This window comes from Paraburkholderia sp. EG286A (assembly GCF_040965375.1).
Taxonomy (GTDB): Bacteria; Pseudomonadota; Gammaproteobacteria; order Burkholderiales; family Burkholderiaceae; genus Paraburkholderia.
In genome coordinates this window covers 1063105-1078670 of record NZ_JBFRCB010000002.1, presented here as the reverse complement: position 1 = coordinate 1078670, position 15566 = coordinate 1063105, and the positions used below count along the sequence as shown (strand labels likewise).

13 protein-coding genes are annotated in these 15566 nt (G+C 64.2%); 1 reads left to right on the top strand and 12 read right to left on the bottom strand.

Translation table 11 applies throughout. The features are described 5' to 3' along the window. Position 1: 1 nt before the first annotated feature. Positions 2-652 (top strand): urease accessory protein UreG, encoded by a 651-nt coding sequence (gene ureG / locus AB4Y35_RS11430; protein WP_368704472.1) that lies wholly within the window; start codon positions 2-4, stop codon positions 650-652. Positions 653-679: 27 nt separating this feature from the next. Here the strand turns inward: ureG and AB4Y35_RS11425 are convergent, their stop codons facing one another. The 12 genes from AB4Y35_RS11425 to AB4Y35_RS11370 all read right to left on the bottom strand — a co-directional run bounded on the left by AB4Y35_RS11425 (position 680) and on the right by AB4Y35_RS11370 (position 15408). Beyond that, complete coding sequence (locus tag AB4Y35_RS11425) at positions 680-2683, bottom strand: acyltransferase family protein (protein WP_368704471.1); 2004 nt, start codon at positions 2681-2683, stop codon at positions 680-682. A gap of 587 nt (positions 2684-3270) precedes the next feature. Next, entirely contained in the window at positions 3271-4578 is a 1308-nt protein-coding gene (gene waaA / locus AB4Y35_RS11420) for a lipid IV(A) 3-deoxy-D-manno-octulosonic acid transferase (protein WP_368704470.1), read from the bottom strand. A gap of 85 nt (positions 4579-4663) precedes the next feature. Beyond that, positions 4664-5548: a Kdo hydroxylase family protein gene (locus tag AB4Y35_RS11415; protein ID WP_368704469.1), complete on the bottom strand. Its 885-nt coding sequence runs from the start codon at positions 5546-5548 to the stop codon at positions 4664-4666. Positions 5549-5778: 230 nt separating this feature from the next. Beyond that, the gene (gene waaC / locus AB4Y35_RS11410; RefSeq protein WP_368704651.1) at positions 5779-6780 is read right to left on the bottom strand and encodes a lipopolysaccharide heptosyltransferase I; all 1002 of its coding nucleotides are present in this window, start codon (positions 6778-6780) and stop codon (positions 5779-5781) included. 219 nt (positions 6781-6999) lie between these two features. Beyond that, positions 7000-8106 (bottom strand): TadG family pilus assembly protein, encoded by a 1107-nt coding sequence (locus tag AB4Y35_RS11405; protein ID WP_368704468.1) that lies wholly within the window; start codon positions 8104-8106, stop codon positions 7000-7002. Between the two features lie 47 nt (positions 8107-8153). After that, complete coding sequence (locus AB4Y35_RS11400; RefSeq protein WP_368704467.1) at positions 8154-8648, bottom strand: TadE/TadG family type IV pilus assembly protein; 495 nt, start codon at positions 8646-8648, stop codon at positions 8154-8156. Between the two features lie 66 nt (positions 8649-8714). After that, positions 8715-9683 (bottom strand): type II secretion system F family protein, encoded by a 969-nt coding sequence (locus AB4Y35_RS11395; RefSeq protein WP_368704650.1) that lies wholly within the window; start codon positions 9681-9683, stop codon positions 8715-8717. A 44-nt stretch (positions 9684-9727) separates the two neighbouring features. Further along, positions 9728-10705 (bottom strand): type II secretion system F family protein, encoded by a 978-nt coding sequence (locus AB4Y35_RS11390; protein WP_368704466.1) that lies wholly within the window; start codon positions 10703-10705, stop codon positions 9728-9730. A gap of 31 nt (positions 10706-10736) precedes the next feature. Beyond that, a complete protein-coding gene (locus AB4Y35_RS11385; protein ID WP_368704465.1) occupies positions 10737-12128 on the bottom strand; it encodes a CpaF family protein in 1392 nt (463 codons plus the stop codon). 12 nt (positions 12129-12140) lie between these two features. Then, entirely contained in the window at positions 12141-13349 is a 1209-nt protein-coding gene (locus AB4Y35_RS11380; protein ID WP_368704464.1) for an AAA family ATPase, read from the bottom strand. Positions 13350-13410: 61 nt separating this feature from the next. Further along, entirely contained in the window at positions 13411-13710 is a 300-nt protein-coding gene (locus tag AB4Y35_RS11375) for a hypothetical protein (protein WP_368704463.1), read from the bottom strand. 21 nt (positions 13711-13731) lie between these two features. After that, positions 13732-15408: a type II and III secretion system protein family protein gene (locus AB4Y35_RS11370; RefSeq protein WP_368704649.1), complete on the bottom strand. Its 1677-nt coding sequence runs from the start codon at positions 15406-15408 to the stop codon at positions 13732-13734. Positions 15409-15566 lie beyond the last annotated feature (158 nt).

The window sequence follows — 15566 nt, the reverse complement described above, 5'->3', positions numbered from 1 at the left end:
CATGAATTCGCACGCATCCAGCAAACGAACCAGGAAGCTGCCGCCGCTGCGCGTCGGCGTGGGCGGGCCGGTCGGCTCCGGCAAGACGACCTTGCTCGAAATGCTCTGCAAGGCCATGCGCGAGCGCTACGACCTCGTCGCCATTACCAACGACATCTATACGAAGGAAGACCAGCGCCTTCTGACCGTCGCGGGCGCCCTGCCCGCCGAGCGCATCATGGGCGTGGAAACGGGCGGCTGCCCGCACACGGCGATCCGCGAAGACGCATCGATCAACCTCGAAGCCGTCGACCAGATGCTCACGCGCTTTCCCGATGCGGACATCGTCTTCATCGAATCGGGCGGCGACAATCTCGCGGCCACCTTCAGCCCCGAGCTTTCTGACCTCACGATCTACGTGATCGACGTGGCGGGCGGCGAAAAGATTCCGCGCAAAGGCGGCCCCGGCATCACGAAGTCGGACCTGCTCGTCATCAACAAGACCGACCTCGCGCCGCTCGTGGGCGCGAACCTCGACGTCATGGCCTCCGACGCGAAAAAGATGCGTGGGGAGCGGCCGTTTGTGATGTGCAATTTGAAGGCGCTCGAGGGGCTCGGTGAGGTGATTGCGTTCATAGAAAAACGGGGCCTTCTGGTCACAGAAAGCGCTTGAACACATCGACGTCCCACCACCGATCCCTCAGATCGACGGATCGATGTAGTCGGCGTTTTTCACGATCCAGTCGGGATTCAGGTGTGATCGGTCCTCATAGAGGGCCGACCATTTTCCCGTCACGCGGATGCACGCTTCATCCACACAGAGGCGCGCCTCGGGGTCGATGATCGAGGCATGATCGCGCTGGGCTAGCGCGATCAGTTCCTTGCGAACGCTTTGTTGCAGGCCATCGACTTTCACCCGTCGCTCCGCCTCGCGTGGGTCGAAACGCCCGATTCTCGATAAAAAGACATGCGGGTCGAACGGGTCACCTATGGGATTGTCGAGCAGCACATAGACCTTTTTGTTCTGCGCCTGCAGTTCCCTGACTTCCTGATCGAGTTCGGCGAACGCGGCCTCTCTGCCTTCTGGCGTGGCCAGACTCAACTCCTTTTGGCCGCTGGCCAGGTAATAGCCCGCGGCGTTGAAGTAGTAACTCCAGTATCCGCCGATCACAACCGTCGTGATTCGGCTATTCGCGGCCTTCGCCAGCGCCTCGTGCCGGACCGACCCGCAGTCTGAATCGACCGGTAAATTGCGATCGCGAACGTGCGCAATGGGTGGGCAAGCCGCAGCGACAGCAAAGATGGCCCCGTTTTTTGAAGGGTCCCGCTCCTCATCCGCATAGACTCGTTCTGCATACTGGGCGACATGCGAGTCCCCGAGAAAAAGCGTCGTAGTCTTCCGGTCTTCGTGCAAGGGATAGATGCCGTCCCGAGCCTGCCCGTCTGGACTTCTTAACGCCAGGAAGTGCCACCCGGTCCGCGTTGCGAGGTTGACAGCGTCGAAGCGGGGACTGATGAGCGCATCCTTGATCGCCACGCCGCTAACCATCATCAGCACCAGGCCGAGAACCAGCAGAAGCGCCGTTCGATTCGCAGAGCGATGCCAGCGAATCTTGCTCTCGACAAAGCGGTGCGTGAGCCACGCGAGCAAGACCGATAGCAATACCACGGCAATCTTCGTGGGGTGACCATTGTCCGGCCAGACGAGATGCGCGAAAGACAACAACGGCCAATGCCAGAGATAAAGCGGGTAGCTAATCAGCCCGCAAGTCACGAATGGGCGACTCGAGAGAATAGTGCGATTGATCCACGCGCCCGAACCCGCTGCGATGACGAGGAATGTGCCCATCGTCGGCAATAGTGCCCAAAATCCTGGAAATGGCCGCTCATGATTGATCAGCAAGAATCCAGACAGCAAGAGACCCACTCCCATTGCACAGAGCAGGTTGGCGTATCGGTCGCCCAGATCCGGGCGACGCAAAGCGAGATAGGCAAGCGAGCCGCCAACCATGAGTTCCCAGAAGCGGGAAAGGGGCGAGTAGAAGGCAGCAACGGGATCCCGCCAGGCAAGCCATACGCTGACGCCGAAGGACATCGCCAGGATCGCCCCGTTCACGACCGTGAATCGCCAGCGATGCGTCCACGCATAGCTCAATAGCAGGGGCCAGAATATGTAGTATTGCTCTTCAACCGCAAGGCTCCAGAGATGCAACAACGGTTTGGCCTCGTGACCGCTATCGAAGTAACCGCTCTCGCTCCACAAGACAAAATTCTGGACGAACGAAGTCCCGCCGACGATGTGCTTCCCGAGTTGCGGGTACTCGTCTCGCAGCAGCACGAGCCAACCGGCGACCGCGCAAAAGAACAATACAAGAAGAAGCGCAGGGAAAATTCGGCGGATACGCTTGCCGTAAAAATCGGCAATACTGAATTTGTCGCGCTCAAGATTCGTGAGAATGATGCTGGTAATGAGATATCCGGAGATGACAAAGAACACGTCGACCCCGATAAATCCGCCTGCCATCCGGCTTGGGAACGCATGAAAGAGAATCACTCCCATAACCGCGATCGCGCGCAGACCGTCGACGTGCGGACGATATTCATGCGTCGCTACGCTATGGGTCGCGGCCCGACCCGACGGACTATCGAGGATTTCCGTCGCGGACGGAACCGGCAGCACTTGCGGGGTAATCGTCGGTGACATGAACTGGCCTTCGATGACTGCATATCGGTGAAGCGGACAGGAGCGATACCGATATTCAGCAATGCGTTCCTTACGCAGACGTGGCCCGAACGCAAATCAACCACGTGAACCCAGTACACCCGCGCTCTGGCTTGAGCGTATGTGCGCATACGTACGCATCGCTGCGCGCGAAGGCACGCAATGACCCAACCCTTTCATGCGTCTATATGTCACCCTTCACGCGTCTATAAATTGCCCTTCACGTGTCCGTTTTTGTCCCTTTCAAAAAGCGGACTTTCAAATAACAAACGAAACACCCCAAGGTGAAAATGACGCCGGCTCTTCCGGAGTTGCGCTTGCGGGACCTACTTTTCCAGTGGCACTTTCCCACGGGCTCGCGCTTTGCATTGGCGCTGCAATGCTCGTCGTCAACCAACGATCAGTGGATGATAGTTAGTTTTGCTATATTAATTTTGGACAAATACCGCAACACGAAAATTCGTAGCGGTCAAATACGGAGAATGTAGAAAGTCATAGCGGCGATCGTTGCCAGTTTGATCGCCCTTGTTGTCGTTGCGCGATTGGCGCACGCGCTACCGCGCGCGAATTCATACGTCCGAGACGAGCGCCTCCACAACGTCCACCGTACGTGCCGTCGCGCCGCGATGGCGCGAGGCGAATGCCGCTGCGGCCGCGCCCATGGCGACCCGGCGCGGCTTGTCGTTGAAGAGTTCGTGCAAGGCGCGCGCGAGATCGGCGGGGTCCTGAACCTGCAGGGCCGCGCCCGCGGCCGTGGCGTCGGCGGTGGCCTGCGTGAAGTTGAACACGTGCGGCCCGATCAGCACCGGCACGCCCACGGCGCACGCTTCGATCAGGTTTTGCCCGCCGAGCGGCAGGAGACTGCCGCCAATGAACGCGAGGTCGGCGGCAGCGTAATAGGCGCCCATCTCCCCCATCGAGTCGCCGAGCAGAACGCTCACATCCTGCGGCAGCAAACGCACGCCCGCATGCGCGGAGGCCGCGGCAGCCGCGGCCGGCGCCCAGCGCGAGCGCCGTTCGAGCTTGTAGTTCTTGCGCTCCACGAGCGCGGCCACCTCGTCGAAGCGCTGCGGATGGCGTGGCACCAGGATCAAAAGCGCATCCGGCACATTGAGTGCCGCGAAGGCCTGCAGCACGAGTTCCTCCTCACCTTCGCGCGTGCTCGCCGCCACCCACACCGGGCGCTCGCCGATCGCGCGCCGCCATTCGCGACCGCGCGCGATTAGCGCCGGAGGACTCGCCATGTCGAACTTGAGGTTGCCGAGCACCGCCACATTGCGCGCGCCGAGCGCGGTGAGACGCTCCGCGTCAGAGGGGCTTTGCGCGAGCACGCGCGTGAAGCCGCCGAACACCTCGCGCGTGCCCGCGCCGAACTTCGCCGCCCGCTTGAACGAGCGCGCCGACATGCGCGCGTTGGTGAGCACGAGCGGCACGTCGGCGCGCTTGCATTCGTCGATGAGCGTGGGCCAGACCTCGGTTTCCATCACGAGACCGAGCGACGGCCGCCATGCGTGCAGGAAGCGCCGCACCGCATGCGGCATGTCGTACGGCAGGTAGCAGCGCAGCACGCGATTGCCGAACAGCTGCTCGCCAGTGGCGCGGCCGCCCGGCGTCATGTGCGTGAGCAGGATGCGCGCATCGGGGCGCGCCGCCAGTAGCGCGTCGACGAGCGGCTGCGCCGCGCGGGTCTCGCCCACGGAGACGGCATGCACCCAGATGAGCGGCGCGTCGTCCTCGGGCAAGCGCCCAGCGCTATAGCCGAAACGCTCGCCGATATGCTCGCGATAGCCGCGCTCGCGGCGCGATCGAATGAACAGCCGCAGCACCGCGAGCGGTGCAATGAGCCACCAGGCCGCGCGATAGATCGCTCTCAGCATCGGACCTCCGCGTCGGCCAGGGTCATGCGAAACGCCGCGGCCGCGCGGCAGGAAGCGTGGATTGACAGGCTCATCGCGCGGGGATTCAAACCAGTTCCTTGCCCTTGAGGCGTTCGAGAATGCCGAGCGGCGCCCATTCCGGATGCACCATCTCCTTCACCGGCAGGAAAAAAGTCTGCTCCATCATGAACTGGCCGGACATCACGGCATGCGACGTGTGATCGGAGAAGCACACCCACACGCTGCCCGGCGGAAAGCCGATGGTCTCCTGCGGGCTCGACTTCTGATAGCCGAGATCGGCCTTCATGCCGTCGTGGAGATTGAGCATCAGATGGTCGTACTCGCTGCGCTGCGACTTCGTGATGTGCAGCAGGTTCTGCAGCCATGCCGAGCCCGGAAACTGCGGCTTGATGTTGGGCAGGAAGCGTTTTGCCATGTCCTCGAACGGCTCGCCCACGCGCCACACGCGCGGCACGCCGTTCGGGTTGACGTTGGTGAACACGCGCAGGATGCGCTCGCCATAGTTCGGACGCGACGGAAACGCATCCACGTGCAGGCGCGAATCGTCCTTGCGCCACGAGGTCTGGCGCGTTTCCACCTGATGCAGGCGCAGGCTCGTGGGCGCGACACGCAGCTTGCCGGTGTACTCGGGAAAGAGTCCGTCGACCAGCGTGCGCGCGCATGTCTGGTAACGCGCGATCAGCGCGCGCACGGCCGACTGCGTGACGGTATCGCCGAGCACGCCGTGCAGCGCGCCGCCGTTCGGGTCGAGGCTGATGTTCTTGCGCTTGGGGTCGGCGATCGCGGGGTCGAGCAGCGCGCGCTCGCCGCCTTCGATCGCGAAGGCCAGGTTCGGGAAATACAGCACCTTGCCCTGCTCGACGGCGTCGAGCAGCGTCTCGCGCGGTTGCGAGAGCTGCTGGCCATGCCAGTCGGCGGAAGTGACTTCGATGATCTGGGATTCGTTCATGGTCGCCCCTGGAAGCGATGGATCTGATTGCCTGCCGGTGTGGCGCGCTGCGAGCGTGGTGCGCTTTATTGCCATCTCGCGCGCCGCATGCCGGCCAAGCCCTGGCGCGCGCTCGTGCACGTCCGTGCACCCTCGTGCGCGCCGATTCTTATACCCGCAGCCTCAGTGGACCGCCTTGACGCGCCGCAGCCCCTCAGTTTGTCGGGCACCCGCGCCGCGGCGGCGCGCCGCTACAGCAGCCCGAAGCCCGCCAGCGCGCCCTTCACCTGCGCAAGCGTTGGCGGCTGGCCTGCCGTGCCCAGATTGACGACGTCCGGCGACCAGTAGCCGCCCGTGCGCCACGCGGTCGCGAAATTGTACAACTCGACGGTCGGGCGCTTCAGCGCCGCTGCGATGTGCACGAGCCCCGTGTCCACGCCCACCGTGGCCGCCGCGCCGTCGATGAGACCCACCACGGCAGGCAGCGAGAGCCTGGGCGGCACGATCGCCGCCTCGCCGAATTCGCGCGCGAGGCGCTCGCTCGTGGCGCGCTCCGCCTCGCTGCCCCAGGGCAGCACGAGCGACGCGCCGCGCCGCACGAGCGCCTGGCCCAGCTCGATCCAGTGCTGGTCGGGCCACTGCTTGTCGGCGCGCGACGTGGCGTGCACGAACACCACATAGGGCACCGGCAGGTTCAGCCCGACGCCCGCGAGCGCCTGCGCGGCGCGGTAGGTGTCGAGGCCGAACTCGATGTCGTCGGTAGGCGACGGCGGCGCGAGGTCGAGCGCGCCCGCAACCAGTTTGCGCGTGCGTTCGACCACGTGGGTGCGCGGCTCGATGCGAATCGACCGGTCGTAGAAGAAGCGCACGGGCCATTCGTAGCCCGCGCCGTCGGTGCGGTTGCCGAGGCCGACGAGCGGCCCGCGCGCCCAGCTCCCCACCCAGGCCGTCTTGATGAGGCCCTGACAGTCGATCACGAGGTCGTACTTCTCGGCCGCGAGCGAGCGCCGGAATGCGCCGATCTCGCGCCAGTTGGCGGCAGAGAAGAGGCCCTTGCGCCAGCGGCGCAGCGAAAACGGAATCGCGCGGCGCACGCCCTCCACGAGCTCGACGAGCGACTGGAAGCTCTCTTCGACGAGCCAGTCGATCTGCGCGTCGGGGTACCGCCGCCGGATATCGGCGATGGCGGGCATGTTGTGGACGACGTCGCCAAGCGACGACACGCGCACGATGAGGATCTTTTGCACGCTCAGGGCTCTTTGTGCGGACGAATTAAAAAGGTCCGCAATTTTAGCGCGCCGGGCGAAGATAAGCGAAAAAGGGGGGAGAAAGCGCGGGCATGGGCGTCGCTCCCCCAAAGGCCTCGGGGCCTATCGAAACCGCCGCCACGGAAACCGGCACGGTGGCGTGCGCGGCTCGCCGCTCGCGCCACGCGGTGCGTAGGACGCTTGTGCCCGCGGCGACAAACCGGCTTACTGCACCAGCCTCGGCGGTGTAATCGCGCCGTAGTTCGGGCCGACCCCACCCGAATTTGCCGCCTGGCACTTGCTCTGATCTGCGCTCATCTGGGCGACGATGTGGGCATTCGTGCCGTTGCCAACTTCGTTGATGATGTGCAGGCAGGCAAACGCCTCTATGGTCTGGTTTTGCCCCGGATTGGCCACCGAATCGACCACTGCCACCGTCACGTAGGCACAGCTTCCGTTCCCGTTAGGCACATCGCTACATGCCTGCGTGGCCTGAAAGAGCGTATCTTTCGTGCCACTCTGGATCCAGGTCTGGTCACCAATGCCTAACGGCACCTGATTCCCTGAGGTGATCAAATCTCGGGTCGCGCTCGCACTTTGGGCGCTTTGAATGTTAAAGGAGGTCCACTGGGCAGTCTGACTACACTTGTCCGTGTGGTAGGTCGACATCATGTCGAACACATACGGCTGCCCCATTGTCTGCGGCTCAGTCTGTCCCGGGATTGCCGTGCCCTGGTAGGTCACGGGCGAGTTCGTGCTCGTATTCCAGTAGTTGTTGTACATGCACTGAGGAATCGCGATCGGGAACAACCCCGCTTTACCGACATAGCCTGGCCGGGAAATGACAGCGGTGGCGACTGCGCTGGCCTTCAGAACGCTGAAACCGAAATATCCCCCCAAAATTGTGAGAACTCCACCGTTTGTATTGGACCCATCCTTGGCGATGGACACTTGAACGGCAGGCATGTCGTTGGCGCCCGGCGTGAACGTTCCGGGCGCTTGCAGACCAGCCGGCGTGCCGGTGACATTCCAGTAGCCCGACGTAGTCGATACCACCTGCAAGCGAGCGTTCTGCACCAGATTCGTTGCCGGCGCCGACGACGCAGGAACGGCGAAACTCGCTGCGGTCGACTGGGCGTCGCTCCAGGTGGGTTCAGTGGCAGTGGTGTTGTTACATTCCGTTCGCTTGTACAAGCAACCGGCGCCCGCCATCGCAGCCGCATCAGCCGCATTCTGGAGCTCGGTTCGAGCGACCAGCAAATTGCCCATGTCCACAGCCAGCGCTGCGGTTCCCAGCAGAAAGACCATGAACGCCGCGACAGTCACAGCCACGGCCCCTTTCTGCTTCCTTCTGCTCCCCGTGCGCATGATTGTCCCCTTTATTCATTGTTCATCACGGTCGTGGCGGACAGCGTGATCGCGCCCGCGACGGGATCCACCATCCTTCCCAAACCCAATCCGTTGAACTGGTAGGTGACAACCACCGTGAGCGGCGTACCGAAACTGCCGCCGGTGCCATTCGCCTGGACCACCGGCGTATTTTGCTGGCCAAACGTCAGCAGATAGTTCGATGTGTAGTTCGTCACGATCGTCTGGATGTCGGACTGGGTCAGCTTCGGGTTTTTCAGCACGACTCCGGCGCGGGCGCCTTCCCGGCTGGCGTTGGTGATCACGGCCTTGTCGTAAAGGAACAAGCCCACTTCGGTGATGCCGAACAGCAGGATCAGCAGCATCGGCAGCACAAGGGCAAACTCCACCGCAGCCACGCCGCGCTGCGCGCGCCGGCTGCGTCCAAGCCGCGGGCTCCCTGCGCGCCCTTTTCCCCTTGCCGCGCGTAACGCAAGCTTCGCCGCACCGGTCTTTGCAGTTTCCATAACTTCCCCCGATCGAATCGCCCGTACAGGGCTTGCTCTGTTTTGGTCACCCGCTGCGGCCGCCCGCTAACCGCCGTTCATGGTCGGCAGCATCGTCCGGTAGATGTGCAGCATCGCCGGCCCCATCAGCACCACCATCAGCGCCGGAAAAATGCAGAACATCAGCGGAAACAGCAGCTTGAGCGCGATCTTCGCGGCCTTTTCCTCTGCAAGCATGCGCCGGCGCGTACGCAGCGTGTCCGAAAGCACGCGCAACGAATCGCCGATGCTCGTTCCGAAACGCTCGGCCTGGATGAGCATCGTGCTGAAGGAGTCGACATCTTCAACACCCGTGCGCATGGCAAGGTTGCGCAATGCCTTTTCCTTCGTGTAACCCGAGCGCATTTCGAGGAGCGTGAGATCCAGTTCGTCGGCAACCACTGCGCTGCGCAACCTGATCTCCTCCGCCACGCGCATCAACGCGGCGTCGAGACCGAGGCCCGCCTCGACGCAGACCGTCAGCAGATCGATGGCGTCGGGGAAGTCCTCGAAGATCGCGCGTTTGCGGCGCGCAACCACGCGCGCGATCACCAGTGCCGGCAGGTAGTACCCGAGCGCCACCAGCGTCACCAGAACCACTGCAAACCGCGTGACCGAACTTGCCGCCCCGCCGCCGCTAATCATCCACATGGCTGCAAGCGTGGGCAGCAGCAGTGCCAGCACGGTGCGAGTGCCGAAGAAGATCGCGACGGCACCCGGCGAGCGCCAGCCCGCATTCATCAGGCGCACGCGCAGCGCCGAGACCTCCCAGCCTTCCTTCGGCGTCGAGAGCCGGGAAAGCGGCTCGGAAATCTGCACGAGCTTTTCGTACCAGGCCTCGCTGGAGGCGTCCGGCTGCATACCAGGAACAGGCGCGCCGCGACCGCCGCCCACCTGTTCAATGCGCCGGCGCATGGCCTTGGGTGCAAGGACATACATGGCGGCCAAAGACAGGCCGAACACGCAGGCAAAGAGACAAACCAGCAACAGCAACCGCGTCGAATCGAGCGCTAACATGGCTCCCCCCTTGAGTTTTGATAGTGGCCCGGGACGTGGCACCGTCATACGCGAATCCGCACGATGCGCCGCCCCCAAACCATGCCGGCCAGCAGCATCACAGTGCCGGCTTGAAGCATCAGCACGCCCGCCGGGTCCTGCCACAGCACTTCGAGAAAGTCTGGATTCACGAAGGAGATGGCCCCGCCCGTGACCACCGGCAGCAGCCCCAGCACCCGCGCGGAGAGGACCCCTTCCGCGGAAAGCACGCGGACCTTGTCGAACAGCTTGAAGCGCTCGCGCACGAGGCTCGCAATACCGTCCAGCAGTTCGGCCAGGTTGCCGCCTGTCTCGCGCTGGATCAGCACGGCGATGACGAGGTAACGCAAATCGCCCACCGGCACGCGCTGCGCGAGTGCCGTCAACGCCTCGTTGAGTGACACGCCATAGTTGATCTCATCGAACGTGGTGCGGAACTCGGCGCCCATCGGGTCGGCGAACTCGGTGCCGACCAGGTCGATCGCCCCCGTGAGCGCATGCCCCGAGCGCAACGCGCGAGCCAGCATGTCGCAGGCATCCGGCAACTGCTTCTGGAAGCGCTGCATCCGCTTCGTGCGCCGAATGCGCACGTACATCAACGGCAGCACCGTAGACACCGCTGCAACGGTCGACAGCATGACAATGGGCACATGGACGAACATCCCCGCTGCGATCACGAGAACCGGCATGAGCGCGCACATTGCGATGACGCGTGATGCCGTCCAGCTGATGCCCGACTGCTGCACCCAGGCCTCGAACGAGCGAATGCCCGGCATGAGCAGCAGCATGCGCTGGCCCAACGTCGACCCATCGAGCTTGCGCGCCTTGAGGATCGACATCGCCTCCTTGCGCCCCACCCCGCCCGTCGCCACGGCCTCGATGCGCGATTCGAGGCGGCGCGCGACGGCGCCATGCCGGCTGTTCCACCATTCCCACGCGCCCTGGCTGGCAAGCACGACCGCTACGAACAGCAGCAGGATTGCCAGAATGAAGGTTGTACTCATGACACGCTCCCCCGGATGAACGTCGTGAATATCAGACCGTGTCGTAACGGCGGCCCGGATCGAAAATCTGCTCGGGCAGGTTCACGCCAAACGCCGCGAACCGTTCGCAGAATTTCGGCCGCACACCTGTCGCACAGAAGTGGCCACGCACGTTGCCGTTCGAATCCATGCCCGTGCGCTTGAACGTAAAGATCTCCTGCATGTTGATGATGTCGCCCTCCATGCCGGTCAGCTCCGAAATGCTCACGATCTTGCGACGGCCATCGGTCAGGCGTGCGGCCTGCACGACGACCGAGATCGCGGAGGAGATCTGATGGCGCATCGTGCGCGGCGGCAAGGCCAGGCCGCCCATGCTGATCATGTTCTCGAGGCGCGTGAGCGCATCGCGCGGCGTGTTGGCGTGGATCGTCGCAAGCGAGCCTTCGTGGCCGGTGTTCATCGCGTTGAGCATGTCGAGCGCTTCCGCGCCACGCACTTCGCCGAGGATGATGCGGTCAGGGCGCATACGCAGCGCGTTGCGCACGAGCGCGCGCTGGGCGATCTCGCCTTTGCCTTCGATGTTCGGCGGACGCGTCTCGAGGCGCAGCACGTGATCCTGGCGCAGTTGAAGTTCGGCGGCGTCCTCGATCGTCACGATGCGCTCGTCGTTCGGAATGAAGCCCGACAGCACGTTGAGCATGGTCGTCTTGCCGCTGCCGGTGCCGCCCGAAACCAGAATGTTGACCTTGGCACGCGCGAGGCCTTCGAGCACCTGGGCCATGGGCGGCGTGAGCGTTTGCAGTTCGATCAGATCCGAGACCAGCAACGGCTTGACCGCAAAACGCCGGATCGATACGAGCGGCCCGTCCACGGCCGAAGGCGGAATGATGGCGTTCACGCGCGAGCCATCGGGCAGGCGCGCGTCGACCATCGGGCTCGACTCGTCGATGCGCCGCCCCACCCGCGAGACGATCTTCTCGATCACCTTCATGAGATGGGCGTCGTCGTAGAAGTTGACATCGGTGAGTTCGAGCTTGCCGCGGCGCTCCACGTAAGTCTGGCACCACGTGTTCACGAGAATGTCCGAGACAGTGGGGTCGCGCAGCAACGGCTCGAGTGGGCCAAAGCCGAACATCTCGTCGTACACGTCGATGGCCAGCTGCTTGCGCTCGAGGTCGTTCGCCAGCGCCTTCTGCTCTTCGAGTATGCGGCCCACGAGCGCGTTGATCTCGCTGCGGATCTGCTCCTGGGGCATGCGTGAGAGACGCTCGAGTTCCACCCGTTCGAGCACGGCATGATGCGTGTCGTACTTCAGCTTCTGGTACGCCTCGGTCTTCACCCGGGACGGCGTCGCCGGGGCTACCGCGGCGGCGGCGCCCGTATCGGCGCGCTCGACGATCGTCGGCTCGAGGCGCTGCGCAAAGATCTGCTCGCGAAGAGACATGACTTTTCTCCTTTACATCAATCCGAGTTTGGCCGGCGCCTGGCGGCCGAGCATGCGCGCGAACAGGGATTCGCCCTTGCCCCGCGCAGTCGCGCCGTTCGCATTCGGGAGCGCGACGCTCGACGCCAGCGTGCGCAGGCTGCGCGTCACCGGGCTGCCGGGCGCTGCGGTGGCAATCGGCACGCCCTGATTGACGGCCTCGGCCACGGCGCGCGCGTCGTCGGGAATGACGAGAAATGGCTTCATGCCGAGCACGGTGTCGGCGGCCTCGCGCACGCGCTCGCCGTGACGCGTCTGCCGGTTCAGCAGCAGGCGCATGCGCTCCGGCCCGTAGCCGAGCGATTGCAGGATCTCCTGCAAGCGGCGTCCTGCCTGAAGATGCGGCATGCTCGCCTGCAGGACGATGTGGATCTCGTCACTGCGATCGAGCGCGAGCATGGAAAGCGGATTGATCGTCTGACCGAGATCGAGGATCACGCAGTCGTAACGGGGCGCGGCGACGCCGAGCACCCATTCGAGCCTGTCCTGACGCATCTCGCTCGCCTTGATCGGGTCGCCCGCGCCCGCCAGGATGTCGAAGTTCCCGGCGGCATGCATCACACTCGCTTCGAAGAGCGCCACGTCCATGCGGTCCACTTCGGCGCACAGTTGCGGCAGCGTCGAGGGCGGCGTCTCCGCTGTGACGAGGAACGCCGCGTCCGCGTAGAGCTGGTTCAGGTCGATCAGCAGCACGCGACGGTTCTGCGTCTGCGAGACGATATGCGCCACGTTCGCCGCAATGAAGCTCGTCCCCACGCCGCCCTTGCACGACATGAACGAGACGATGCGCGACGTGCGTGTGCTCCCATGCGCACGCTGGCCGATTGCACGCTGCAATGCTTCGCCGATCGTGCGGCCGTCCGGCGGCCCCGTGACCACGTCGCGAAAGCCCGCGCGCATTGCCGCGATGAGTTCCTCAGGCGACGCCTCCGGAATCAGCAGAATGCACGTGAGCCGTTCGCAACGACGGCACAGCTCGCTCACGGAAGGCAACTGTGCCTCCTGCAAACCCCGCGCGTCGACGATCAGGACGTCGAACGCGTCGAGCGTGTCGCCGCGCTCCACGAGATCGAACGGCGTGCCCACGCTACGCGTCGTGCGGTACGGGCCGCATCCCGCAATCGTGCGCATGATCTGCGCAAGCCGCTCTGCGTCCGTCGAGGTAATGAGTATGTCGATCATGATCGTATGTCCCCGCTGTTGTTCCCTTCCCGGCCAGTTGCGCGTGTGTGCGTAACGGCGCTCACTGGCTACCGCCGCCACCGCTTACGCCAATCGTGTAGGGGTTCGCAGATGCCGTCGGATGCTGGAACGACTTGTCGTAGTTATCCATCGCCGATGCCGCCGACTTGCCGTCCACACCCGGCTGCGATGCGTGTTGGCCCGCTTCCGGGTCGATGATTTGCGCCTGCATCGAGTGGCGCACGGCTTCCCCGAAGTGCGCCTCCCAGATCGGCGAGCTGGTCATGCAACCACCGAGCGCTGCACCGAGCGGCGCGATCAGCAGGAACCGGCGAACGAATGCAAAGTTTTCGAGTTTCATTTTGGTCTCCTGGTCGCCTGGTCAATGAGCGGAGGTATCGTTCGACGCGATCCGTGCCGCCTCGCGCTCGATTCGCAGCGCGCGCGCCGCGCTGTCCTCACCCGGTGGAGGCACGAGGGCCTGCGCGTTCACCTGCTGCGTGGGTACGGACTGCACGAGCGCTTCAGCAGGCGCCGGCACGGTCGGCGCCGGCGACTCTTCGCGTCGGGAAGAGACCTGCGGTGCGGGCAGCGCAGCCGGCGTCTGTGGTGCGGCAGGTGCGGCGGGCACGGCAGGCGTAGCGCCAGGTGCGGGTTCAGCCGGTACGGCCTGCGTGCCAGCGGGCGCGGGCGGTGCAAAACGTCCCTGATTGCGATTCGCGCGGCCTTCCATGTTGCCCGTCGCGTACACGTCGGCTTCGTGGACCTGCGAGAAGCTGTCCGTGGGCATCTGGAGTTGCGCGATGTCTGCCACCGGCTTCACGAGGTGCGGCGTGACGATGAAGATCAGCTCCGAGCGGTCCTGCTGGAACGAGGTGCTCCTGAGCAACGCGCCCAGCACCGGAATCTCACCGAGGCCTGGCACGGCCTTGAGCGAGCCGGTAATGTTGTTGCTGATAAGCCCGCCGATCGCGAACGACTCGCCGTCGTGCATCTGGACCGTGGTGGAAGCACGCCGCGTCGTGATGAGCGGCAGGATCGTGACGCCGCTCACGTTCGCCGCGCTCAGCGTGACGCCCGTGGGCGACAGTTCCGAGACTTCCGGCGCCACCTTCAGGTTGATGCGCCCGCCGTTGAGCACCGTCGGCGTGAACTTGAGCCCCACGCCGAACTCCTCTTCCTGCAGCGTGATCGCCGTGGCGGAAGTGCCGCCACCGCTTTGCGGCACGGGGATGAAGATCTTGCCGCCGGCGAGGAAAGTGGCTTCCTGACCGCTGATCGTGACGAGGTTAGGCTCGGCAAGGATCTTCACGAGGTTGTCGGTCTTCTGCGCGTCGATGGCGAACTTGAGCGGGTTGTTGTTCGCCTTCGAGAAACCGAATGCGCTCGAGACGCCCGCAAGCAGATTGCTCACGAGCGCGCCCGTCCAGGAGCCGAAGCCGCCCTGGATATTGACGGCCGAGCCGAGCTGGTCGATCAGCGTCTTGTCGACTTCGGCGACCTTCACTTCGAGCATGACCTGCTGCGGGGAATCGACGCTCAGCATGTTGATCACACCGCCCGTGTGCGCGCCGTTATTGCTCTGACCGCTCACGCCGAACACCTGGGCAATTTCCACGGCCTGCTGGGCGGCCTGCGCGCTCGACACATGACCGGCGAGCACGATGTTGTCGGCGGCCGTCGAGACGCGGATGTCGCGCTCCTGCGGCATGAGTTGCGCGAGCGCGGCCTGCAGGCCGCCGGAGTCGGCGCTGACGATCACATCGATCACCTGGCAGGCGCCGCTCTTGCCCTGGACGATCATGTTGGTCGTCCCGACCGCCTGGCCGACGATGTAGAGCGTTTGCGGCGAAACCATGGTCGCCTGCGCGACCTCCGGATTGCCGAGCGTACGGTTGCGCACCGGTTCGTCGATCGGCACGAGCGTCGACTTGCCAAGCGGCACGACCACATTGCTCTCGTTGCGAATGGGGCCCACGCAGTTCGGTCCGCGCAGCGGTCCCGCCACCGCTTTGGGCGGCGCGCTGCTGCCTTGCGCCGGCCCCATGCTGATGGTCATCTGCATGGGACCTTTGCCCATGGGAACCGCAGCGCTTGCGGCCGGCTTCTCCTGGCCTGCGTTCCCGTTTGCCTGCTGTGCCCAGCCCGGTGTCGAAGTCATCAACCCGGCACAAACCCAGGCAAGCGTTGCGACGCGCCACGGACGAACGCCGTCGC

Excerpts from the sequence above, each read along its gene's own strand:
- AB4Y35_RS11395 (WP_368704650.1), bottom strand. The coding sequence starts at position 9,683 with ATGTTAGCGCTCGATTCGACGCGGTTGCTGTTGCTGGTTTGTCTCTTT.
- AB4Y35_RS11415 (WP_368704469.1), bottom strand. The coding sequence starts at position 5,548 with ATGAACGAATCCCAGATCATCGAAGTCACTTCCGCCGACTGGCATGGC.
- AB4Y35_RS11390 (WP_368704466.1), bottom strand. The coding sequence starts at position 10,705 with ATGAGTACAACCTTCATTCTGGCAATCCTGCTGCTGTTCGTAGCGGTC.
- AB4Y35_RS11370 (WP_368704649.1), bottom strand. The coding sequence starts at position 15,408 with ATGACCATCAGCATGGGGCCGGCGCAAGGCAGCAGCGCGCCGCCCAAA.
- AB4Y35_RS11425 (WP_368704471.1), bottom strand. The coding sequence starts at position 2,683 with ATGTCACCGACGATTACCCCGCAAGTGCTGCCGGTTCCGTCCGCGACG.
- AB4Y35_RS11400 (WP_368704467.1), bottom strand. The coding sequence starts at position 8,648 with ATGGAAACTGCAAAGACCGGTGCGGCGAAGCTTGCGTTACGCGCGGCA.
- ureG (WP_368704472.1), top strand. The coding sequence starts at position 2 with ATGAATTCGCACGCATCCAGCAAACGAACCAGGAAGCTGCCGCCGCTG.
- AB4Y35_RS11375 (WP_368704463.1), bottom strand. The coding sequence starts at position 13,710 with ATGAAACTCGAAAACTTTGCATTCGTTCGCCGGTTCCTGCTGATCGCG.
- waaA (WP_368704470.1), bottom strand. The coding sequence starts at position 4,578 with ATGCTGAGAGCGATCTATCGCGCGGCCTGGTGGCTCATTGCACCGCTC.
- AB4Y35_RS11385 (WP_368704465.1), bottom strand. The coding sequence starts at position 12,128 with ATGTCTCTTCGCGAGCAGATCTTTGCGCAGCGCCTCGAGCCGACGATC.
- AB4Y35_RS11380 (WP_368704464.1), bottom strand. The coding sequence starts at position 13,349 with ATGATCGACATACTCATTACCTCGACGGACGCAGAGCGGCTTGCGCAG.